This is a genomic window from Kitasatospora sp. NPDC059462, assembly GCF_042749955.1.
Taxonomy (GTDB): Bacteria; Actinomycetota; Actinomycetes; order Streptomycetales; family Streptomycetaceae; genus Kitasatospora.
Map to the genome: position 1 here is coordinate 1 of NZ_JBHYUU010000117.1, position 21,293 is coordinate 21,293.

At 71.9% G+C, this 21,293-nt stretch carries 17 protein-coding genes; 13 read left to right on the forward strand and 4 right to left on the reverse strand.

The window, feature by feature from the left end; translation table 11 throughout:
- The first annotated feature begins 301 nt into the window (after positions 1–301).
- The 3 genes from ACFXAM_RS25765 (at position 302) to clpX (ending at position 3,210) form a co-directional block, all read left to right on the forward strand.
- Complete coding sequence (locus ACFXAM_RS25765; RefSeq protein WP_376096046.1) at positions 302–919, forward strand: ATP-dependent Clp protease proteolytic subunit; 618 nt, start codon at positions 302–304, stop codon at positions 917–919.
- Positions 920–975: 56 nt separating this feature from the next.
- Positions 976–1,638, forward strand: a complete 663-nt coding sequence (locus ACFXAM_RS25770; RefSeq protein WP_380294607.1) for an ATP-dependent Clp protease proteolytic subunit — start codon at positions 976–978, stop codon at positions 1,636–1,638.
- Between the two features lie 282 nt (positions 1,639–1,920).
- Positions 1,921–3,210 (forward strand): ATP-dependent Clp protease ATP-binding subunit ClpX, encoded by a 1,290-nt coding sequence (gene clpX / locus ACFXAM_RS25775; RefSeq protein ID WP_030309676.1) that lies wholly within the window; start codon positions 1,921–1,923, stop codon positions 3,208–3,210.
- Positions 3,211–3,284: 74 nt separating this feature from the next.
- Here clpX and ACFXAM_RS25780 read toward each other — a convergent pair whose 3' ends face one another.
- Positions 3,285–4,088 carry a hypothetical protein gene (locus tag ACFXAM_RS25780; RefSeq protein WP_380294608.1) on the reverse strand — a complete coding sequence of 268 codons (804 nt, stop codon included), beginning with the start codon at positions 4,086–4,088 and terminating at the stop codon, positions 3,285–3,287.
- Between the two features lie 184 nt (positions 4,089–4,272).
- Between ACFXAM_RS25780 and ACFXAM_RS25785 the strand changes: the two genes are divergently transcribed.
- Both ACFXAM_RS25785 and ACFXAM_RS25790 read left to right on the forward strand, forming a co-directional pair.
- The gene (locus ACFXAM_RS25785; RefSeq protein ID WP_380294609.1) at positions 4,273–6,912 is read left to right on the forward strand and encodes a valine--tRNA ligase; all 2,640 of its coding nucleotides are present in this window, start codon (positions 4,273–4,275) and stop codon (positions 6,910–6,912) included.
- Positions 6,913–7,168: 256 nt separating this feature from the next.
- Positions 7,169–7,702 carry a hypothetical protein gene (locus tag ACFXAM_RS25790; RefSeq protein WP_380294610.1) on the forward strand — a complete coding sequence of 178 codons (534 nt, stop codon included), beginning with the start codon at positions 7,169–7,171 and terminating at the stop codon, positions 7,700–7,702.
- Between the two features lie 34 nt (positions 7,703–7,736).
- Here the strand turns inward: ACFXAM_RS25790 and ACFXAM_RS25795 are convergent, their stop codons facing one another.
- The 3 genes from ACFXAM_RS25795 to ACFXAM_RS25805 form a co-directional block, all read right to left on the reverse strand.
- Positions 7,737–9,272, reverse strand: coding sequence for a chitinase (locus ACFXAM_RS25795; RefSeq protein WP_380294611.1), 1,536 nt, complete (start codon positions 9,270–9,272; stop codon positions 7,737–7,739).
- A 190-nt stretch (positions 9,273–9,462) separates the two neighbouring features.
- Positions 9,463–10,635 carry a non-hydrolyzing UDP-N-acetylglucosamine 2-epimerase gene (wecB, locus tag ACFXAM_RS25800; protein ID WP_380294625.1) on the reverse strand — a complete coding sequence of 391 codons (1,173 nt, stop codon included), beginning with the start codon at positions 10,633–10,635 and terminating at the stop codon, positions 9,463–9,465.
- Positions 10,636–10,713: 78 nt separating this feature from the next.
- Positions 10,714–12,147 carry a glycosyltransferase gene (locus tag ACFXAM_RS25805; RefSeq protein ID WP_380294612.1) on the reverse strand — a complete coding sequence of 478 codons (1,434 nt, stop codon included), beginning with the start codon at positions 12,145–12,147 and terminating at the stop codon, positions 10,714–10,716.
- A 174-nt stretch (positions 12,148–12,321) separates the two neighbouring features.
- On the opposite strand from ACFXAM_RS25805, the gene ACFXAM_RS25810 reads away from it, so the two are divergent.
- The 8 genes from ACFXAM_RS25810 to rodA all read left to right on the forward strand — a co-directional run bounded on the left by ACFXAM_RS25810 (position 12,322) and on the right by rodA (position 21,210).
- Positions 12,322–13,713, forward strand: a complete 1,392-nt coding sequence (locus ACFXAM_RS25810; RefSeq protein ID WP_380294613.1) for a bifunctional folylpolyglutamate synthase/dihydrofolate synthase — start codon at positions 12,322–12,324, stop codon at positions 13,711–13,713.
- A 2-nt stretch (positions 13,714–13,715) separates the two neighbouring features.
- Positions 13,716–14,054, forward strand: coding sequence for a DUF4233 domain-containing protein (locus tag ACFXAM_RS25815; protein WP_380294614.1), 339 nt, complete (start codon positions 13,716–13,718; stop codon positions 14,052–14,054).
- 148 nt (positions 14,055–14,202) lie between these two features.
- Positions 14,203–14,616, forward strand: a complete 414-nt coding sequence (gene ndk / locus ACFXAM_RS25820; RefSeq protein WP_380294615.1) for a nucleoside-diphosphate kinase — start codon at positions 14,203–14,205, stop codon at positions 14,614–14,616.
- 332 nt (positions 14,617–14,948) lie between these two features.
- Positions 14,949–15,974, forward strand: coding sequence for a rod shape-determining protein (locus ACFXAM_RS25825; protein WP_350569342.1), 1,026 nt, complete (start codon positions 14,949–14,951; stop codon positions 15,972–15,974).
- Positions 15,975–16,066: 92 nt separating this feature from the next.
- A complete protein-coding gene (gene mreC / locus ACFXAM_RS25830; RefSeq protein ID WP_380294616.1) occupies positions 16,067–17,041 on the forward strand; it encodes a rod shape-determining protein MreC in 975 nt (324 codons plus the stop codon).
- Positions 17,042–17,044: 3 nt separating this feature from the next.
- A complete protein-coding gene (mreD, locus tag ACFXAM_RS25835; protein WP_380294617.1) occupies positions 17,045–17,683 on the forward strand; it encodes a rod shape-determining protein MreD in 639 nt (212 codons plus the stop codon).
- Positions 17,684–17,746: 63 nt separating this feature from the next.
- Positions 17,747–20,014 (forward strand): penicillin-binding protein 2, encoded by a 2,268-nt coding sequence (mrdA, locus tag ACFXAM_RS25840; protein ID WP_380294618.1) that lies wholly within the window; start codon positions 17,747–17,749, stop codon positions 20,012–20,014.
- Positions 20,011–21,210: a rod shape-determining protein RodA gene (gene rodA / locus ACFXAM_RS25845; RefSeq protein ID WP_380294619.1), complete on the forward strand. Its 1,200-nt coding sequence runs from the start codon at positions 20,011–20,013 to the stop codon at positions 21,208–21,210. The genes mrdA and rodA overlap by 4 nt, the downstream gene beginning before the upstream one ends.
- Positions 21,211–21,293: the final 83 nt, after the last annotated feature.

The window sequence follows — 21,293 nt, forward strand, 5'->3', positions numbered from 1 at the left end:
CTCACCGCGGCGTCCCCCCCGGGGCCCCCGGGGCCCCGGTGGGGGGTGGGGGGGGCCGGGGCCGCCTTCGGGGGCCGGGCCCCGCGCCGTTCCCGGCCCCCGGGGGCGGCGCGGCCGCGAACCCTGCGCTCACAGCGAACAGTTCTGCGTGAGGGATTCAGCGGCCCGGCCTGCGCGTTAGGGTCCATGGACAGCAACAATCACGACGTGATACCCGGAAGCTGTGCGACATCGTGACGGCCGTGGAGCGACCGTCCAAATCGACTGAGCAGGTGGCTAAGTGACGTACCCGCAGATGCAGATGCCCGGCCCGATGGCGCCGCACGCCGCCGCTGGTGACGTGCTGGGCGGCCTCGGCGACCAGGTCTACAACCGGCTGCTCAACGAGCGGATCATCTTCCTCGGCCAGCAGGTCGACGACGACATCGCGAACAAGATCACCGCCCAGCTGCTGCTGCTGGCCGCGGACCCGGACAAGGACATCTTCCTCTACATCAACTCCCCGGGCGGCTCGATCTCGGCCGGCATGGCGATCTACGACACCATGCAGTACATCAAGAACGACGTCGTCACCATCGCGATGGGCATGGCGGCCTCGATGGGCCAGTTCCTGCTGACCGCCGGTGCCAAGGGCAAGCGCTTCTCGCTGCCGAACGCCAACATCCTCATGCACCAGCCCTCCGCCGGTCTCGGCGGCTCGGCCACCGACATCCGCATCCAGGCCGAGCAGCTGCTGCGCACCAAGAAGCGCATGTCCGAGCTGATCGCGTTCCACAGCGGCCAGTCCTTCGAGCAGATCACCCAGGACTCCGACCGCGACCGCTGGTTCACCCCGGAGGAGGCCCTGGAGTACGGCCTGATCGACGCGATCATGCACAGTGCCGCGGACGTCCCCGGCGGCGGCGGCACCGGCGCCTGAGCCCGGCCCGGGCCCACGAGACCACAGCCACAACGCTCCGGAGGACCAGAACACCCATGAACATCCCCAGCCTGTCGGCCGCCAAGGCCCGCGTCGAGGACATGCGGGCCGAGGGCCGCTACATCGTCCCGCGCTTCGTCGAGCGCACCTCGCAGGGCATCCGCGAGTACGACCCGTACGCCAAGCTGTTCGAGGAGCGCATCATCTTCCTCGGCTCGCAGGTGGACGACGTGTCGGCCAACGACATCATGGCGCAGCTGCTGTGCCTGGAGTCGATGGACCCGGACCGCGAGATCCAGATGTACATCAACTCGCCCGGCGGCTCGTTCACGGCCCTGACGGCCATCTACGACACCATGCAGTACGTCAAGCCCGACATCACCACCGTCTGCATGGGCCAGGCGGCCTCGGCGGCGGCCGTGCTGCTGGCGGCCGGCACCCCCGGCAAGCGGATGGCGCTGCCGAACGCCCGCATCCTCATCCACCAGCCGTACACCGAGACCGGCCGCGGCCAGGTCTCCGACCTGGAGATCCAGGCCAAGGAGATCTTCCGGATGCGCGAGCAGCTGGAGGAGATGCTGTCCAAGCACTCCAACCGCACCGTCGAGCAGGTCCGCGACGACATCGAGCGCGACAAGATCCTCACGGCCGAGGAGGCCGTCGAGTACGGTCTGGTCGACCTGGTCATCTCGACCCGCAAGGCCTCGCTGACCTCCTGAGGCCGGCACCCCCCTCCCGGCCCGTCCTCGGGCGGGGAGGCTGCCGGGGGCGGGGCGTGCGACCGGCTCGCGCGCCCCGCCCCCGGCGCACCGGCGGCTGCTCCGACGGCATCTGTTCGGTATCAATTCGCCCAGGGCGTAGGGCAGACCCGGCGAAGAGGGCGGAATCGGCGGCGCGGCAGAGTACCGTCGGATAGCGAGACCGATCGCCGTCGGCGTCGACGGTCCACAGCACCAGGCCCCGGAACTCCCGCGGGGCCCCTGGCGAAGGGGAAGCACCTCGTGGCACGCATCGGAGACGGTGGCGACCTGCTCAAGTGCTCGTTCTGCGGCAAGTCGCAGAAGCAGGTGAAGAAGCTGATCGCCGGCCCAGGCGTGTACATCTGCGACGAGTGCATCGACCTCTGCAACGAGATCATCGAGGAGGAGCTCGCCGAGACCTCCGAGGTGCGCTTCGAGGAGCTCCCGAAGCCCCGCGAGATCTACGAGTTCCTGGACCAGTACGTGGTCGGCCAGGACCTCGCCAAGAAGGCCCTGTCGGTGGCGGTCTACAACCACTACAAGCGGGTCCAGGCGGGTGAGGCCGGCCGCAGCGGCGGCAACGGCCGCGAGGACGCCATCGAGCTGGCGAAGTCCAACATCCTGCTGCTCGGCCCGACCGGCTCCGGCAAGACGCTGCTGGCGCAGACCCTGGCCCGGATGCTGAACGTGCCGTTCGCGATCGCCGACGCCACCGCGCTCACCGAGGCCGGGTACGTCGGCGAGGACGTCGAGAACATCCTGCTGAAGCTGATCCAGGCGGCCGACTACGACGTCAAGAAGGCCGAGACCGGGATCATCTACATCGACGAGATCGACAAGGTCGCGCGCAAGAGCGAGAACCCGTCGATCACCCGGGACGTCTCCGGCGAGGGCGTGCAGCAGGCGCTGCTGAAGATCCTGGAGGGCACCACCGCCTCGGTGCCGCCGCAGGGCGGGCGCAAGCACCCGCACCAGGAGTTCATCCAGATCGACACCACCAACGTGCTGTTCATCGTGGGCGGCGCGTTCGCGGGCCTGGAGCGGATCATCGAGGGCCGGGCGGGTGCCAAGGGCATCGGCTTCGGCGCGAACATCCGCTCCAAGCGGGAGCTGGACGCCAGCGACCACTTCCGTCAGGTGATGCCGGAGGACCTGGTCAAGTTCGGCATGATCCCGGAGTTCATCGGCCGCCTGCCGGTGATCACCAGCGTGCACAACCTGGACCGCGAGGCGCTGCTGCAGATCCTCACCGAGCCGAAGAACGCGCTGGTCAAGCAGTACCGCAAGCTCTTCGAACTGGACGGCGTGGAGCTGGAGTTCTCCCGGGACGCGCTGGAGGCGATCGCCGACCAGGCGATCCTGCGCGGCACCGGCGCGCGCGGTCTGCGGGCCATCATGGAGGAGGTGCTGATGTCCGTGATGTACGAGGTGCCCTCGCGTCAGGACGTCGCCCGCGTGGTGGTGACCGGGGACGTCGTCTCCAAGCACGCCATCCCGACCCTGGTGCCGCGCGACATGATCAAGCGGGAGCGGCGCGAGAAGAGCGCCTGAGCCTCCCCGGCCGGTCACGACGAGGGCCCCGGCACCGCCTGAGCGGCGGCGCCGGGGCCCTCGTGCGTGCGGGGCTACTTCGGGATCTCGGCGACGGCGCGCAGCGCGCGGGTGTCCGCGGCGAGCTTGTCGAGGTCGGGGCGGTCGCCCTCCTTGGCCGGCGGGGCCATCGTCAGGACCAGGCTGCTGGAGTCGGCCCAGGCGCAGACGCCCAGGTCGGTGCCGTCCTGGGAGGCGACGCCGCAGTCCATGCTGCCGCCCTTGGGGCCCGGGTCGACGGCGTGCCGGTCGCTGAGCGTGGTGCCGTCGGACTGCAGTCCCTTGAACATGGCGTTGAGCTCGGTCTTCGGGGCGAGCACCTTGCCGTAGGCGCCGAGCACCACGAGCTTGGGGTCCTCGGCGGAGTCCTGGTAGACGGCGCTGACGCCGGTGGGGTGCCAGGAGCCGTCGCCCTTGCCGAGCTCGGTGGTGATGGCCTCCTCCATCTGGCGGGCGACCTCGTTGTTCTCGTCCTTGGTGAGGCCGTTGAACGTGGCCGGCAGCACGATCTTCTGGGTGCCGGCGTTGGAGGTGACGTCGAAGACGAAGTACGCGACGGCGCCGCCGATGAGGACCAGCACCAGGACGAAGACGCCGACGAGTATGCCGAGGGTGCGCCGGGAGCGGCGCGGCGGCGGGGCGGGGAAGGCGCCGTACGGGGCGTAGCCGGGCTGGCCGGGCGGGCCCGGCTGACCGGGCTGCGGCGGGACGGCGCCGTAGGGCGGCGGGGTCTGCGGCGGGGCGGGCGGGCCGCCGTAGGGCTGCCCTCCGTAGGGCTGGCCGCCGTAGGGCTGGCCGCCGGGCGGCGGCGGGGCGCCGTAGGGGTTCTGCTCGGACACGGAGGCCCTCCCTGGGACGGTGGTGCCGGGCTTGCGCGATGGCTCGGACGAATGTCCGGCACGTTATCGCACCGGTGTGTCACCCGTTCGGGTAAACGGCCGCGGACGCCCCGCGGCGCGGCGCGGTGTCCGGGGGATGAAAGCGGTTCGTCCCCCGGTTCCCGGGTTACGTAAACTGTCCGTCGTGACCGACACCACGAACCAGCGCCCCGTGAGCACGCACGCCGGGGACGAAGCAGCCACCCTCCCGACGACCTTCGCCCCGGCGGACGTAGAGGGCGAGCTGTACGAGCGCTGGGTAGAGCGCGGTTACTTCACCGCCGACGCCAAGAGCGACAAGCCCCCGTACACCATCGTCATCCCCCCGCCGAACGTCACCGGTGCGCTGCACCTGGGCCACGCGTTCCAGCACACGCTGATGGACGCGCTGACCCGCCGCAAGCGCATGCAGGGCTTCGAGGCGCTCTGGCTGCCCGGCATGGACCACGCCGGCATCGCCACCCAGAACAAGGTCGAGCAGCAGCTCGCCGAGTCCGGCCTCTCCCGCCACGACCTGGGCCGCGAGGCCTTCGTCGAGAAGGTCTGGGAGTGGAAGGCGAACTACGGCGGGAAGATCCTCGGCCAGATGCGCCGCCTCGGCGACGGCGTCGACTGGTCGCGCGAGCGCTTCACCATGGACGAGGGCCTGTCGCAGGCCGTCCAGACCATCTTCAAGCGGCTCTTCGACGACGGCCTGATCTACCGCGCCGAGCGCATCATCAACTGGTGCCCGCGCTGCCTGACCGCGCTGTCGGACATCGAGGTGGAGCACGAGGAGGTCCCCGGCGAGCTGGTCTCGATCCGCTACGGGGACGGCGAGGACTCGATCGTCGTCGCCACCACCCGGGCCGAGACGATGCTGGGCGACACCGCGGTGGCCGTCCACCCGGAGGACGAGCGGTACCGGCACCTGGTCGGCCGCACCATCAAGCTGCCGCTGACCGACCGGGAGATCCCGGTCGTCGCGGACGAGCACGTCGACCCGGAGTTCGGCACCGGCGCCGTCAAGGTGACCCCGGCGCACGACCCCAACGACTTCGCCATCGGCCAGCGCCACGACCTGCCGAACCTGAGCGTCATGGACGAGCGCGGCGCGATCACCGTGCACGGCCCGTTCCTCGGCCTGGACCGGCTGGAGGCCCGTTCGGCGGTCGTCGGCGCGCTGCGCGAGCAGGGCCGGATCGTCGCCGAGAAGCGTCCGTACATGCACGCCGTCGGCCACTGCTCGCGCTGCCACACGGTGGTCGAGCCGCGGCTGTCGCTGCAGTGGTGGGTCAAGGTCGAGCCGCTGGCCAAGGCGGCCGGCGACGCGGTCCGCGACGGCAAGGTGGAGATCCACCCGAAGGAGCTGGAGCGCCGCTACTTCGACTGGGTCGACAACATGTACGACTGGTGCATCTCGCGCCAGCTGTGGTGGGGCCACCGGATCCCGGTCTGGTACGGCCCGGACGGCGAGGTCGTCTGCGTCGGCCCGGACGAGCAGCCGCCGTCGGGCGAGGGCTGGCACCAGGACCCGGACGTCCTGGACACCTGGTTCTCCTCCGGCCTGTGGCCGTTCTCCACGCTGGGCTGGCCGGAGAAGACCGCCGACCTGGAGAAGTTCTACCCGACCGACGTCCTGGTCACCGGCCACGACATCATCTTCTTCTGGGTCGCCCGGATGATGATGTTCGGCCTCTACGCGATGGACGGCGAGGCGCCGTTCCGGACGGTCGCCCTGACCGGCCTGGTCCGGGACGAGTTCGGCAAGAAGATGTCGAAGTCCTCCGGCACCGCCGTCGACCCGCTGGACTGGATGGACGCCTACGGCGCCGACGCGGTCCGCTTCACCCTGGCCCGCGGCGCCAACCCGGGCGCCGACGTGCCGATCGGCGAGGACTGGGTCAAGGGCGCGCGCAACTTCTGCAACAAGATCTGGAACGCGACCCGGTTCGCGCTGATGAACGGCGCGACCGTGGACGGCCCGCTGCCCGCCCCGGAGCAGCTGACCGCGGTGGACCGCTGGATCCTGTCGCGGCTGAACGCGACCGTGGCCGAGGTCGACGCGCTGTACGACGACTTCGAGTTCGCCAAGACCTCGGACGCGCTGTACCACTTCGCCTGGGACGAGGTGTTCGACTGGTACGTCGAGCTCTCCAAGACCACCCTGGCCAAGGGCGGCGCGCAGGCCGAGGCCTCCCGCCGGGTGCTGGGCGAGGTCCTGGACGTCACCCTGCGGCTGCTCCACCCGGTCGTGCCGTTCGTCACCGAGGCGCTGTGGACCACGCTGACCGGGGCCGAGTCGGTGGTCGTCGCCGACTGGCCGAAGGACAGCGGCTTCCGGGACGCCGCGGCCGAGGCCGAGGTCGCCACGCTGCAGCAGGTGGTCACCGAGGTCCGCCGGTTCCGTTCGGACCAGGGCCTGCAGCCGGCCCAGAAGGTCCCGGCGCGGCTGGAGCTGGCCGGCACCGTGCTCGCCGTCCACGAGGACGCGATCCGTTCGCTGCTGCGGCTGACCGTGCCTGAGGAGGGCTTCGCGGCCACCGCCTCGCTGCCGGTCGCCGGCGCCACCGTGGCGCTGGACCTGTCCGGCACGATCGACGTCGCGGCGGAGCGCAAGCGCCTCGCCAAGGACCTCGCGGCGGCCGAGAAGGAGAAGGCGCAGTGCGGCGCCAAGCTCGGCAACGAGGCCTTCCTGGCCAAGGCGCCGGACGACGTGGTCGCCAAGATCCGGGGCCGTCAGGGCGCCGCCGAGGCGGACATCGCCCGGATCACCGCCCAGCTCGCGGCGCTGCCGCAGGGCTGACACGCCGACGGTTCCCGGGAGCCGCACCCTGCCGACGCGGGGTGCGGCTCCCGGCGTTTTTCCTCAGGTCGGAAAATCGTGCGGCCCAATAGCCCAATCCGTTGCTCCCTTCCGGCGAATAATCGGCCCGGACCGGGTGAGGTCCTATTCCGCCCGAATTCATTCCGGTCTTGCCCGCGCGCGCTCGCGGAAGTTTCCAGGTCGACTGTGTACGGTGTGCTTCGAGTTCCGCACGGCGAGGAGTTGACGGGAGGGCATGGACGTGATGGTGACCGAGGAGCCGGTCGGCGAACTGCCTGCCGAGGCGGTCGAGGAGGCCAAGGGACGGGCGGCGGCCCTGCTGCTCGCCTTCCGGCACGGCAACCAGCTCGCCTTCGACCACGCGTTGGACCGGCTGTTCGAGGAGCACGTCGAGCGCGAGGTGACCACGCTGCTCACCTGGATCGCCGCCGAGGCGGTCCGCAAGGCCTACGCCCCCGAGGTCGGCGACCGGGTGCTGCGGGCGATGGCCCGGCGCGCCCCGCAGGACACCGGCGCCGTGCACGTCGACGAGGAGGGCGTGGACGCCGCCCGGTTGATCGAGGCGGTCGCGGAGGGTTCGGTGGCCGAGGTGCGCGGTCTGGTCGCCACCACCCCCGACACCACCTTCCTGCTCGGCGGCCTGCTCCAGGGCGTGGCGATGATGCTGCCGCTGCTGCCCGAGGGCGAGCTCGCCGAGATCACCGCCGAACTGCGCCGCCGCCACGGCGGCGCGCCCGTGGGAGTGCCGGAGGCCCGGGCGGGGGTGTGAACCCGCCCGGGCCCCGCGGCCGCGCGTGCGCCGGTTACGGCATCGCGTGCAGGTGGGAGCCGACGGTGGAGGCGATGCCGCCGCCCGCCTTGGCGTCCCAGTTGGTGGACCAGGTCATCGCCCCGCCGATCCCGGGCCACTTGGTGTCGGGCTTGAAGCTGCCGCAGTTGGTGCCGGCGGCCAGGCAGTCCAGCGCGTTGTTGACCACGCTCGGGCTGACGTAGCCGCCGCCGGCCGCGCTGGTGGAGGCCGGGACGCCGAGGCCCACCTGGTCGGGCCGCAGCCCGCCCTTCAGCTGGATGCAGGCCAGCCCGGTGAGGAAGTTGACGGTGCCCTGGGAGTAGACCTGGCCGTCGCAGCCCAGCATGGCGCCGGAGTTGTAGTACTGCATGTTGACGATGGTGAGGATGTCCTTCACGTTCAGCGCCAGCTTGAAGTACTCCATGCCGGTGGACTGCATGTCGATGGTCTGCGGCGCCATGGTGAGCGTGAAGCCGGGTCCGGCCTTGGCGGCCAGCGAGTGCAGGGCCTGGCCCATGTAGGTGGAGTTGATGCCGTTCTCCAGGTCGATGTCCACGCCGTCGAAGCCGTAGGTCTGCATCAGGGACCAGGCGGTGTTGGCGAAGTTGGTGGCCGCGGAGGCGCTGCTGACGGAGACCGAGCCCTTCTCGCCGCCGACCGAGAGGATCACCTTCTTGCCGGCCGCCTTCTTGGCCGCGATGTCGGCCTTGAACTGGGCCTCGGTGTAGCCGCCGAGCCGCGAGGAGAGCGTCGGGTCCAGGGCGAAGCCCAGGCCGCCGGCCGTGCCGGTGGCCTCGGCGAAGGAGACCGCGATGATGTCGTACGCGGCCGGGACGTCGCTGATCCGCTGCACGGTGGCGCCGTTGTCGAAGTTCTGCCAGTAGCCGGTGAGCAGGTGCTTGGACGGCGGCCGCGGCGTGGTGGCGGTGGGGGAGGGCGTGGTGGTGTCGGTGGGCGAGGGGCTGCCCGGGCCGGTCGGGGTGGGGCTGGTCGCGGTGGGGCTGGGCTTCGGGTCGCCGGGGCCGAGCAGGGAGACGTCGTCGGCCAGGAAGGCCGGCTGCCCGTACCAGCCGTGCAGGTAGACGGTGACGCTGGTGGTGTTCGCCCCGGTGGTGAAGGTGGTGCTGAGCTTGGACCAGGTGGTACCGCCGGGCGTCCAGGTGCTCGGGTCGGTGCCGCCGGTGCCGCGGGCGCCGAGGTAGACGTACGAGCCCTGGACCCAGCTGCTCAGGGTGTAGGTCGAGGACGGCTTGACCGTGACGGTCTGGGTGCACTCGCCGGTGCCGCTGCCCCCGGGGGTGGAGCGCAGTGCGCCGGTGCCGGAGTGGACCGTGGCGGTCTCCGGCGCGCCGGCCGTACAGGTCCAGCCGGCGAGGCGGTTGGCGTCCTCGAAGCCGCCGTTGGTGATCAGTTCGACGTCGCCGGGCGCCGCCTGGGCGGTGCCGGAGCCGCCGGCGAGGACCAGGCCGCTGAGGCCGATGGCGACGGCGCTGGCGCCGGCGAGCATCGAGTGGACGGCGCGCGGGCGCCGCTGTCGGGCAGGTGGCATGACTCCATCTCCTGTGGGGGAGGCCGGCGGCTCTCGTGGGGGAGAACCGTCCGGGTGTCGATGGGGACGCGTGCGGGAGCTACCGACAACTCAAGTCCCTGTCGGGATCGGAGACTTGCCCTCACAAAATGGAGTAGACCAATTCTGCTGTCAAGAGGGCCCCGGTCCGGGGCCGGTCCGGGGCCCGGTCTCAGGCGGCCGCCGGCGCCGCCGCGGCGGGCTCCTCGGCCAGCCGTGCGGTCAGCCGCGCGATCCGGGCGGAGGCCAGGCCGTCGCCGTAGGGGCTGGGGGCGGCCGCGAGCCGGGCGAGCCGCTCGGGGGTGTCGGCCAGCCAGGCCCGGGCCAGCTCGCCGAGCTCGGCGCCGGGCGCCACCAGCGCGGCGAACCCGGCCTCGACGGCCTCCGGGCGCTCGGTGGAACGGCGCACCACCAGCAGCGGGCGGCCGAGCACGGTGCACTCCTCCTGCACCCCGCCGGAGTCGGAGACCAGCAGCGCGGCGTGCCGGGCCAGGCCCAGGAAGTCCGCGTAGCCGACCGGTCCGGTGACCGCGAGCCGCTCCAGCAGCCCGCCCAGGGCGAACCGCTCCACGGCGGCCCGGGTGCGCGGGTGCATCGGGAACAGCACCGGGGTGCCGCCGCGGGCGATCCGGTCGAGCTCGGCGAGGACGGCGCCGAGCGCCTCGGCGGTGTCGGTGTTCTCCGGCCGGTGCACGGTGGCCAGCACGTAGCCGTCCGCGGTCAGGCCGTGTGCGGCGAGCAGGGCGGCCCGGTCGTCGGCGGGCGGCAGCGAGCTGCGGACCACCTCGACGACGGTGTTGCCGGTGAGCGCGATCCGCTCCTCGGCGAGGGACTCGGCGCGCAGGTTGGCGGCGTTGTCGGGGGTGGCGGCGCACAGCAGGTCGGCGACGTGGTCGACCATCACCCGGTTGTGCTCCTCGGGCATCGCCCGGTCGAAGCTGCGCAGCCCGGCCTCGACGTGCACCAGCGGGATGTCCCGGGCGTTGGCGGCGAGCGCGCCGGCCAGGGTGGCGTTGGTATCGCCCTGGACGACGACGGCGGCCGGGCGGTCCTCGGCGAAGGCGGCGTCGAGCTGGCCGAGCGAGCGGGCGATCTGCCCGGCCCGGGGGCGGCCGCCGACGCCGGTGAGCAGTTCGGGGCGGGGCAGGCCGAGGTCGCGCAGGAAGCGGCCGGACATCGCCTCGTCCCAGTGCTGGCCGGTGTGGACCAGGCGGGTGGCCGGGCCGAGTTCGTGGATCAGCGGGGCGAGCTTGACCAGTTCGGGGCGGGTGCCGAGGACGACGGCGACGCTGCCGGGGGCGAGCGGGCGGTCGGCGGCGGGCCTCGGGGACGGGTACGGGGTCATGGCGGGGGACGGGTACGGGGTCATGGCGCGGGGGCTCCGTTCGGGTCCGGGAGGGGGCGGAGGAGAGAGGGGGGCGGCTCAGGATTCGAGCGCGGTGGGGGCGCCGAGGGCGACCTTCTCGGCGTTGCGCCGGGTCTTGGCCCAGCCGTTGCGGCCGAGCAGCAGGCGCACGGCGGCCCGGGTGGCGACCACGAACAGGTGGTAGGCGTAGAGCCAGACCAGCAGGCCCCAGAGCAGTCCGGTGGCCCGGCTGCGGTCGGGGTGGACCAGCCGGCGGTAGGCCGGGCCCCAGAAGACCATCGGCAGGGTGGCGAGCACGAAGGCGAGCACCATCCACGGGCCGTAGCGCAGCTGGAAGTCGGCGGTCTCCTCGGGGAAGAGCGCCAGCCCCGCCCCGGTGATCGCCAGCGACAGCGGGGTGAGGACGACCAGCAGCACGCAGACCACCGGCTGGAGGAAGGTGTAGAGCACCTCGGCCTTGCCGGCCGGCCGGTAGTGCGGCGAGCGCAGCACCCGGCCGGTGTAGCGCAGGCACTGCATGTTGCCCTGGGCCCAGCGGGTGCGCTGGGTCAGGAAGCGCCGCCAGGAGACCAGGGCCTCCTGGGAGACGTTGGCCTCGGTGACGTGGGTGAGCCGCCAGCCGGCCAGCCGCAGGTCGAGGCCGGACTCGTAGTCCTCCAGCAGGGCGCGCTCGGGCCAGGGGCGCCCGTCGCGGCCCTCCTCGGCGGTGAGCGAGTCCAGGGCGGTGAGCCGTACGAACTGGCCGTTGCCGCCGAGGCCGACGCTGCCGGTGCGCCGGCGCAGCAGCTGCATGCCGGCGTTGTTGGCCTGGAACTCGACGTCCTGCATCCGCACCAGGGCGCGGGCCGTCGCGTTGGCGGCGCGGCCGCGGCCGGGCAGCGGCCGTTCGTCCTCGGCGTTGCGCATCCGGACGCCGATCTGCACGGCGCCGGTGTCGGGGCGGCCCAGGGCGCGGTCGTTGCAGACCTGTTCGAGGGTGCCGGGGTCGAGCTGCCCGTCGGCGTCGACGACGCCGAGGACCACCCGGGAGCGGTCGGTGCCGGGCGGCAGCCAGGCGGAGATCTCCCGGTAGGCGGCGTTGAGGGCGGCGCCCTTGCCGATCCGGGCGTGGGGGCGGCGGCGCTGGACGAGGTGGACGCGCTCGTCGCGCGCGGCGGCGGCGAGCACCAGGTCGCGGGTGGCGTCCTCGCTGTCGTCGTCGATCACCCACAGGTGGGCGGCGGGGGCGACGGCGCGCAGGCCCGCGAGGGTCTGGGTGACCACCGCCTCCTCGTCGCGGCAGGGGATCACCAGATGCCACTGGAAGGCGGCGGGGTCGCCGGGCACGGCCGGGCTGCTGTGCCGCAGCGCGTGCCGGGAGCCGGCCCAGTAGACCAGGAAGCGGCCGAACACCAGGACCATGTAGCAGAGCAGGGCCAGCGAGATCAGCCCGCCGAGCTGGAGGAAGCCCTCGCGGCGCATCTCGACGAACTGGCGAAGGGCGTCGGGCATGGCGCAGTGCTCCTCATGATCAAAGGTGATTTGTCTCCCTGGGATGCGAATCAATGCTTCTTTGCGGTCTGATGTCGCTAAATCGATAGTAAACACGGGAAACCGGCCAACTCGGGCAAAGTGGTCGTTCTCACCCCGTGAGGAGTGCGGGGCCCGGCTCCGTAGACTGTGGTCGTGAGCGACAAGGCCGACCCGAACCCGTACACCCTCCGCCCCGCCGACGGCGGCACCGGCGACGCCCTGCGCGACGTCGAGACGGCACTCTCCGAGCGCTGGCCGGAGAACAAGCTGGAGCCCTCGCTCGACCGGATCGAGGCCCTGATGGACATCCTGGGCCAGCCCCAGCGGTCCTTCCCCTCCATCCACGTCACCGGCACCAACGGCAAGACCTCCACCGCCCGGATGATCGAGCAGTTGCTCGGCGCCTTCGAGCTGCGCACCGGCCGCTACACCAGCCCGCACGTGGAGAGCGTCACCGAGCGGATCACCCTGGACGGCGCCCCGATCACCCCCGAGCGCTTCGTCGAGGTCTACCGCGACATCGAGCCCTACGTGCGGATGGTCGACGAGCGCGAGCCGGTCGCGATGTCCTTCTTCGAGGTGCTCACCGGCATGGCCTACGCCGCCTTCGCCGACGCGCCGGTGGACGTCGCGGTGGTCGAGGTCGGCATGGGCGGCTCCTGGGACGCCACCAACGTCATCGACGCCGCCGTCGCCGTGATCACCCCGATCGGCCTGGACCACACCGACAAGCTGGGGGAGACCACCGGCGAGATCGCGGTCGAGAAGTCCGGGATCATCAAGCCCGGCGCCGTCGCCGTCGTCGCCCAGCAGCAGCTCGACGCCGCCCAGACCGTCCTGCGGCGCGCCGTCGAGGTGGACGCCACGGTCGCCCGCGAGGGCATGGAGTTCGGCGTCATCCGCCGCGAACTCGCCGTCGGCGGCCAGCTGGTGACCCTGCGCGGGCTCGGCGGCGAAGAGTACGAGGACGTCTTCCTGCCGCTGCACGGCGAGTACCAGGCGCACAACGCCGCCCTCGCGCTGGCCGCCGTCGAGGCGTTCTTCGGCGTCGGCGGCGCCCGCGGCGGGCAGCTCGACGCCGACAAGGTCCGCCAGGCGTTCTCCGGCGTCACCTCCCCGGGCCGGCTGGAGGTCGTCCGGCGCAGCCCCACCATCGTCCTGGACGCCGCCCACAACCCGCACGGCGCCCGGGCCACCGTCGCCGCGCTCACCGAGTCCTTCGGCTTCACCCGGCTGGTCGGCGTCGTCGCCACCAGCGGCGACAAGGACGTGGCCGGCGTGCTGGAGGCCTTCGAGCCGGTGCTCGCCGAGGTCGTCGTCACCCAGAACTCCACCCACCGCGCGATGGACGTGGACGCGCTGGCCGCGCTCGCGGTCGAGATCTTCGGCGAGGAGCGCGTCCAGGTCGAGCCCCGGCTCGACGACGCCATCGCCGCCGCCGTCACCCTGGCCGAGGAGGAGGGCGACCTCGGCGGCGCCGGGGTGCTGGTCACCGGTTCGGTCATCACGGTGGGCGAGGCCCGCCTGCTGCTCGGGAGGAAGTGACGATGAGGACGCTCTGCTCCTCGACGCTGATCGGCGAGGCCCTGGTGGTGCTCTTCGCGGCCCTGGTCGCGATGCAGCTCTCCGACGTCTCCAGCGCCGCGCTGTGGTCCGTCAGCGGCATCGCCATGGCCCTGTGCCTGCTGCTCTGCGGCATGATCAACCGTCCCGGCGCGGTGGCCGTCGGCTGGGCCCTGCAGCTCGCGCTGATCGCCAGCGGCTTCGTCGTGCCGACCATGTTCGGGCTCGGCGCGGTCTTCGCCGGACTCTGGTGGTGCTCGGTGCACTACGGCCGCAAGATCGACGAGATCAAGGCCGCCCGGGCCGCCGCCGCGGCCGCCTGAGGGCGCCCCGGACCGGGTCCGGGGCGTTCGCTCACGCAAGGTAACCTCTGCGGTAGTCGCACGGCGCACGCGGCACCCGCGCGTGCGCCGATCCGTGTGCGCCGAACCGCGCGTGCGCGCCGAACCCGCATTCCCCAGGAGACGCCCCGTGTCCCAGCGCACTCTCGTCCTGCTCAAGCCCGACGCCGTCAAGCGCGGCCTGGCCGGCGAGATCATCAGCCGCATCGAGCGCAAGGCCGGCTGGCGCCTCGCCGCCGTCGAACTGCGCACCTTCGAGCGGGCGACGCTGGAGCAGCACTACGCGGAGCACGTCGGCCGCCCGTTCTACGAGCCGCTGCTGGAGTTCATGACCTCCGGCCCCTCCATCGCCCTGATCGTCGAGGGCGAGGAGGTCATCGCCGGCATCCGCATGCTGGCCGGCGCCACCAACCCGCTGGAGGCCGGGGCCGGCACCATCCGCGGCGACTACGCGACGATCACCCGCGAGAACCTCATCCACGCCTCCGACTCGGTCGAGTCCGCCGAGCGCGAGATCAAGATCTTCTTCCCCTCGCACGCCTGATCCGACCGGGCACGACGGCCACCCAGCGCCGTTCCAGGGACCTTCGGAAGGCCCCGGCCGGGACCATTGGCCCGGCCGGGGCATTCTTATCGGGAAATAGGGAACCAGGCCCTCCGACACGGCGTCCCAATGCCCGGAGAAGCGATCACGCCCCGGACAATGGACGGTATGCCCCACCTCGACCTCCGTGCCGACCGGCGTGACTACGATGGACGCGACTCAAGGGCCCGGTAAGGCAGCTCAGCTGGTCGCCGTCCACGTGTGGACGCGCACACCGTCCACCCCACAAGACTCCGAGCCCGGGAAAGGCACCCCACCCCATGGCGAGCAACCTGTCGTTCATCGGCCGCGACCTGGCGATCGACCTCGGAACTGCCAACACGCTGGTGTACGTCAGGGGCAAGGGGATCGTCCTCAACGAGCCGTCCGTCGTCGCGGTCAACACCAACACCGGGGGCATCCTCGCCGTCGGCGCCGAGGCCAAGAAGATGATCGGCCGCACGCCCGGCAACATCGTCGCCATCCGCCCGCTCAAGGACGGCGTGATCGCCGACTTCGAGATCACCGAGCGGATGCTGCGCTACTTCATCCTCAAGGTGCACCGCCGCCGCTTCCTCGCCCGCCCCCGGGTCGTCGTCTGCGTCCCCTCCGGCATCACCGGCGTCGAGCGCCGCGCCGTCATCGAGGCCTCCCTCCAGGCCGGCTGCCGCCAGGTGCACATCATCGAGGAGCCGATGGCCGCCGCCATCGGCGCCGGACTGCCCGTCCACGAGCCCACCGGCAACATGGTCGTCGACATCGGCGGCGGCACCACCGAGGTCGCCGTCATCTCGCTCGGCGGCATCGTCACCGCGCAGTCCATCCGGGTCGCCGGCGACGAGCTGGACAACGCCATCGTCCAGCACATCAAGAAGGAGTACTCGCTGCTCCTCGGCGAGCGCAGCGCCGAACAGATCAAGATGAGCATCGGCTCCGCCTTCGGCCTGGAGGGCGAGAAGGACGAGCATGCCGAGATCCGCGGCCGCGACCTGGTCAGCGGCCTGCCCAAGACCGTCGTCATCTCCGCCGCCGAGGTCCGCGAGGCCATCGACGAGCCGGTCAACTCGATCATCGACGCGGTGAAGACCACCCTCGACCAGTGCCCGCCCGAGCTGGCCGGCGACGTCATGGACCGGGGCATCGTGCTCACCGGCGGCGGCGCCCTGCTGCGCGGCCTGGACGAGCGGCTGCGCCGGGAGACCGGCATGCCGATCCACATCGCGGAGAACCCGCTGGACTCCGTCGCACTCGGCTCCGGCAAGTGCGTCGAGGAGTTCGAGGCGCTCCAGCAGGTGCTCGACGCCGCGCCGCGCCGTTAGCAGAACCGACACACCGGCCGAACTGACGGGCCTCCGCCCGGGTCCACAGCCCGGGCCGGTGGCCAGGGGTACGAAGGGGCAGTACCAGCACCGTGAGGGACACACGAGAAAGCCGGCTGCTGCTCATCCTGCTGGTGGCGGTCGCCTTCGCACTGATCACCGTCGACATCAAGGGCGGTGAGAGCTCCCCGCTCGGCGGCGCCCGGCGCGCGGCCGCCGCCGTCCTCGGCCCGGTCGAACGCGGCGCCGCCACCGCCGTCGACCCGGTCGCCGACACCGTGCGGGCCTTCCGCGACGCCGCCTCCAACAGCGGACGCACCGACCAGCTCGCCCGCGAGAACACCGAACTGCGGCAGAAGCTCGCCTCCTCCGACATGGCCGGCGGACGCACCCAGCAGCTCGACGACCTGCTGCGCACCGCGGGCGCAGGCGGCTACACCGTCAAGGCCGCCCAGACCATCGCGATCGGCCCGGCCCAGGGCTTCTCCTGGACCATCACCATCGACGCCGGCAGCGACGACGGCCTCACCCGCGACATGACCGTCATCAACGGCCAGGGCCTGGTCGGCCGGATCACCACCGTCGCCCCGACCACCGCCACCGTGCTGCTCGCCTCCGACCCCGGCTTCACCGCCGGCACCCGGCTGGAGGGCAGCGGCGAGATCGGCTTCGCCGCCGGCGGCGGCACCAGCGCCATGAAGGTCTCGCTGCTCAACGGCAAGGCCCAGGTGAAGGAGGGCGACCGGCTGGTCACCTTCGGCTCGCAGAGCGGCCGCCCGTTCGTCCCCGGCGTCCCGGTCGGCAAGGTCGTCCAGGTCGAGGCCAACCCCGGGCAGCTCACCAAGACGGTCCTCGTCGAGCCCTTCGTCCAGTTCACCCGGCTCGACCTGGTCGGCGTCGTCGTCGTCCCGCCGCGCACCGACCCGCGCGACGCCGTCCTGCCGCCGGCCCCCGCGCCGGCCGCCCAGGGCCAGGCCGCCGCGGCGGCACCGGCCGGGCCGGCCGTCCCCGTCCTCCCCGCCGCCCCGGCCGCCGTCCCGCCCGCCACGCCCACTGGGGGGAACTGAGCCATGCGCCTCGCCCGCATCCCCGTCTCCGCCGTCCTGATCCTGCTCGGCCTGCTGCTCCAGGTCAGCGTCCTCGGCCGGCTGCAACTGCCCGGGGCCACCCCGGACGTCCTGCTGCTCGTGGTCGTCGGCCTCGCCCTGGTCTACGGGCCCTCCGGCGGCTGCCTGGTCGGCTTCGCGGCCGGCCTGCTCGCCGACGTCGCCCCGCCCTCCGACCACGCCATCGGCCGCTACGCGCTGGTGCTCTGCCTGATGGGCTACGCCGCCGGGCTGCTGCGCCCCGAGCACGGCCGGCAGCGTTCGGTCTCCGGCGCGCTGCTGGTGGTGGCCGGCGCCGCGATCGCCTCCACCCTGCTGTACGCGATGGTCGGCGCGCTGGTCGGCGACACCGCCGCCCGGCACGTCGGGCTCGGCCAGCTGGTGATCACCGCCCTGTTCTACGACCTGCTGCTCGCCCCGTTCGTGGTGCCCGCCGTGATGCTGATCGCCCGCCGCTTCGGCAAGGACCCGCTGACCGTCGCCGACGACGACGAGGGCGGCCCCGGGCTCGGCACCCTGGCCCGCTACCGCACCACCCGCGACACCACGGGCGGTGTGTCCTTCAAGAAGAAGCGCCTGCTCGGCGCGGGCAAGCGCCCGTAGCCCCGGCGCCCTCCCGGCCCGACCAGCCCGCCCGACCCCGTTCTGTTTTGGAGCGCACGAGACGTGAGCAACATCCCCGAGACCGGCCGTACCCGGCGGGTGACGATCCGTCTGGTGGTGCTGCAGATCCTGGTGCTCTCGCTGCTCGCCACCCTCGGCGGCCGGCTGTGGTACCTGCAGATCCGCAACGCCAGCGTCTACACCGCCAAGGCGACCGGCAACCACATCCGCGAGGTCGTCGAACCGGCCGTGCGCGGCGAGATCCTGGACGCCTCCGGCCGCATCCTCGCCGGCAACGAGACCAAGCTGGTCGTCTCGGTCAGCCGCACCTCGCTGCTGCAGCAGAAGGACGGCGGCAAGGAGGTGCTCACCCGGCTCGCCGAGGTGCTCGGGATGCCCGCCAAGGACGTCCAGGAGAAGGTCCGGCTCTGCGACGCCAAGACCGCGCAGCCCTGCTGGAACGGCTCGCCCTACCAGCCGATCCCGGTCACCAAGGAGGCGACCACCCAGCAGGCGATGCAGATAATGGAGCGCCGCGAGGACTTCCCCGGGGTCACCGCCCAGCCCACCGCCGTGCGCCACTACACCGGCGTCGAGGGCGCCAACCTCGCCCAGGTGCTCGGCTACCTCTCGCCGGTCACCGACGAGGAGGTCTCCAAGACCGCCGACAAGGCCGGCCTCGACCGCTACCTGCCGGCCGACCAGATCGGCCGCGCCGGGCTGGAGTCCGTCTACGACCGCGACCTGCGCGGCACCGCCGGCATCACCAAGCTGGAGGTGGACAACCTCGGACGGGTCATCGGCACCGCCGACCAGGCCGCCCCGCAGACCGGCAACAACCTGGTGACCAGCATCGACGCCCGGGTGCAGAAGGTCGTCGAGGACAACCTGGCGCAGGCCATGGCCGACGCCCGCAAGACCTTCGACAAGGTCACCAACCGCAACTACGAGGCCGACTCCGGCGCCGCCGTCGTGATGGACGTGCACACCGGCCGGATCGTCGCGATGGCCAGCGCCCCCACCTACGACCCCAACCTGTGGCAGGGCGGCATCAGCGGCAAGGACTACCAGGCGCTGACCAGCAAGGAGTCCAACTTCCCGCTGCTGAACCGGGCCATACAGGGTCAGTCGGCCCCCGGCTCGACGTTCAAGGTGATCTCCACCGCCGCCGCCGTCCAGGCCGGCTACCCGATCGACGGCCGCTACGACTGCCCGAAGAGCATGACCATCGGCGGCCGGGAGTTCAAGAACTTCGAGAGCGAGAGCTTCGGTTCGATCTCCCTGGAACGGGCCCTGGAGGTCTCCTGCGACACCGTCTTCTACGGCCTGGCCTACGACCAGTGGATGAAGGACGGCGGCATCAAGCCCAAGAAGGACCCGGGCGACTGGTTCTTCAAGACCGCCCACCAGTTCGGCCTCGGCGCCAAGACCGGCATCGACCTGCCGAGCGAGGTCACCGGCCGGGTGCCCGACCGCCAGTGGAAGCAGTCCTTCTACGACAACAACAAGGACGCCTGGTGCCGGCAGGCGGAGAAGGGCGGCAACAGCTTCTCCGACCAGATCGCCCGGGAGAACTGCGTCGACGGCTACCAGATGCGCGCCGGTGACGCCGTCAACTTCGCGATCGGCCAGGGCGACACCCTCGTCACCCCGGTCCAGATGGCCCGGATCTACGCGGCGCTCGCCAACGGCGGCACCTTCTACCGGCCGACCGTCGCCAAGGCCGTGATAAGCCCGGGCGGGGAGCTCGTCCGCGAGATCGCCCCGCACGAGGACGGCCGGCTGCCCGGCGACCAGAAGCTCCTCAGCTACATCGACCAGGCCACCGCGGGCGTCGTCACCAGCGGCACCGCCGCCTGGAAGTTCACCGGCGCGGGCTGGCCGCAGGGCAAGATCGAGCTGCACGCCAAGACCGGCACCGCCGAGGTCGAGGGCAAGCAGACCACCTCGTGGCTGACCACCTACAGCCGCGACTACGCGGTCGTGATGACGATAAGCCAGGGCGGCACCGGCTCCGGCGGTTCCGGCGACGCGATCCGGCGGATCTACCAGGCGCTGTACGGCGTCGACGACAAGGGCAACGTCGACCAGGGCAAGGCGCTGCTCCCCACGCCGCAGGCCGAACTGCCCAAGTTCAACCCGGACGGCACCGCGATCATCAAGCCGGCCTCGTTCGCCGACGGCGGCGCGGTGCTCGGCGACCCCGGGGTGAGCGGCGCCGCGCCGCGGGTCTTCCTCGACCCGGCGCAGCCCGGCGGCACCGCCCCGGTGCCCGTGGCGGCGGTGGCCGCCGTCGAACCCACCCGCTCCACCGGAAGGGGCCGGGCATGACCTCCTACGGCTCGTACCGCCAGCTGCGCCTCGTGCCGCAGCGCGGCGGGGTGCCCAAGGCGCTCGCCAAGGACTCCCCGCTGTGGCGGATCGACTGGATACTGCTGCTGGCCGCGGTGGTCCTCTCGCTGGGCAGCTCGCTGCTGGTCTGGTCGGCGACCCGGGGGCGGGACACGCTCACCCACGGCGACCCGCAGTACTTCCTGTTCCGCCACCTGACCAACGTCCTGATCGGGGCGCTGCTGTGCGCGGTGGTGATAGCGATAGGGAGCCGGCGCTTCCGGACGGTCGTGCCGTTCCTGTACGCCGGCGTGATCGTGCTGCTGCTGGCCACCCTGAGCCCGCTCGGCTCGACCATCAACGGCCAGCACTCCTGGATTCAGCTCGGCGGCGGCTTCTCGGTGCAGCCGGCCGAGTTCGCGAAGCTGGCGATCGTGCTGTCGATGGCGGTCGTGCTGTCCGACCAGGTGGACGCGGGGGAGCGGGAGTTCCCGGCGAACAAGGCGGTGTTCCGCGCGCTGGTCTGGGCGACGCTGCCGATGGCGATAGTGATGCTGATGCCGGACGCCGGTTCGGTGATGGTGATGGCCGTCATCGTGCTGGGCATCCTGCTGGCCTCCGGCGCGGCCAACCGCTGGGTGTTCGGGCTGATCCTGGCGGGCGTCGGCGGCTCCGTGGCGATCTGGAAGCTCGGGGTGCTGAGCAAGTACCAGATCGACCGCTTCGCGGCCTTCGCCAACCCGGCGCTTGACCCCTCCGGCGTCGGCTACAACACCGCGCAGGCCCGGATCGCGATCGGCTCCGGCGGGCTGTTCGGCAAGGGCCTGTTCCACGGGACGCAGACCACCGGGCAGTTCGTGCCGGAGCAGCAGACCGACTTCGTGTTCACGGTGGCCGGCGAGGAGCTGGGCTTCCTCGGCGCGATGGCGATCATCGTGCTGCTCGGCGTGGTGCTCTGGCGGGCCTGCCGGATCGCCCGCCACGCCACCGACCTCTACGGCACCGTCGTGGCGGCCGGGGTGGTCGCCTGGTTCGCCTTCCAGGGCTTCGAGAACATAGGGATGTGCCTGGGCATCATGCCGGTGGCCGGCATCCCGCTGCCGTTCGTCTCCTACGGAGGCTCGTCGATGTTCTCGACCTGGGTGGCGATCGGGCTGTTGCAGGCGGTGCAGAGCCAGCGGCCGATAGCGGCCTGAGCGCTCCGCGAACGCCGGGGGCCGGTCCGGGGATCTCCCCGGGCCGGCCCCCGGCGCGTGCGGCTCCACCGGGAGTCCCGGTC

Coding starts and splice junctions, on each gene's coding strand:
- rodA (WP_380294619.1), top strand. CDS start 20,011: ATGACCTCCTACGGCTCGTACCGCCAGCTGCGCCTCGTGCCGCAGCGC.
- ACFXAM_RS25795 (WP_380294611.1), bottom strand. CDS start 9,272: ATGCCACCTGCCCGACAGCGGCGCCCGCGCGCCGTCCACTCGATGCTC.
- ACFXAM_RS25815 (WP_380294614.1), top strand. CDS start 13,716: ATGAGGACGCTCTGCTCCTCGACGCTGATCGGCGAGGCCCTGGTGGTG.
- ACFXAM_RS25805 (WP_380294612.1), bottom strand. CDS start 12,147: ATGCCCGACGCCCTTCGCCAGTTCGTCGAGATGCGCCGCGAGGGCTTC.
- ACFXAM_RS25765 (WP_376096046.1), top strand. CDS start 302: ATGCCCGGCCCGATGGCGCCGCACGCCGCCGCTGGTGACGTGCTGGGC.
- ACFXAM_RS25790 (WP_380294610.1), top strand. CDS start 7,169: ATGGACGTGATGGTGACCGAGGAGCCGGTCGGCGAACTGCCTGCCGAG.
- mreD (WP_380294617.1), top strand. CDS start 17,045: ATGCGCCTCGCCCGCATCCCCGTCTCCGCCGTCCTGATCCTGCTCGGC.
- ACFXAM_RS25770 (WP_380294607.1), top strand. CDS start 976: ATGAACATCCCCAGCCTGTCGGCCGCCAAGGCCCGCGTCGAGGACATG.
- wecB (WP_380294625.1), bottom strand. CDS start 10,635: ATGACCCCGTACCCGTCCCCGAGGCCCGCCGCCGACCGCCCGCTCGCC.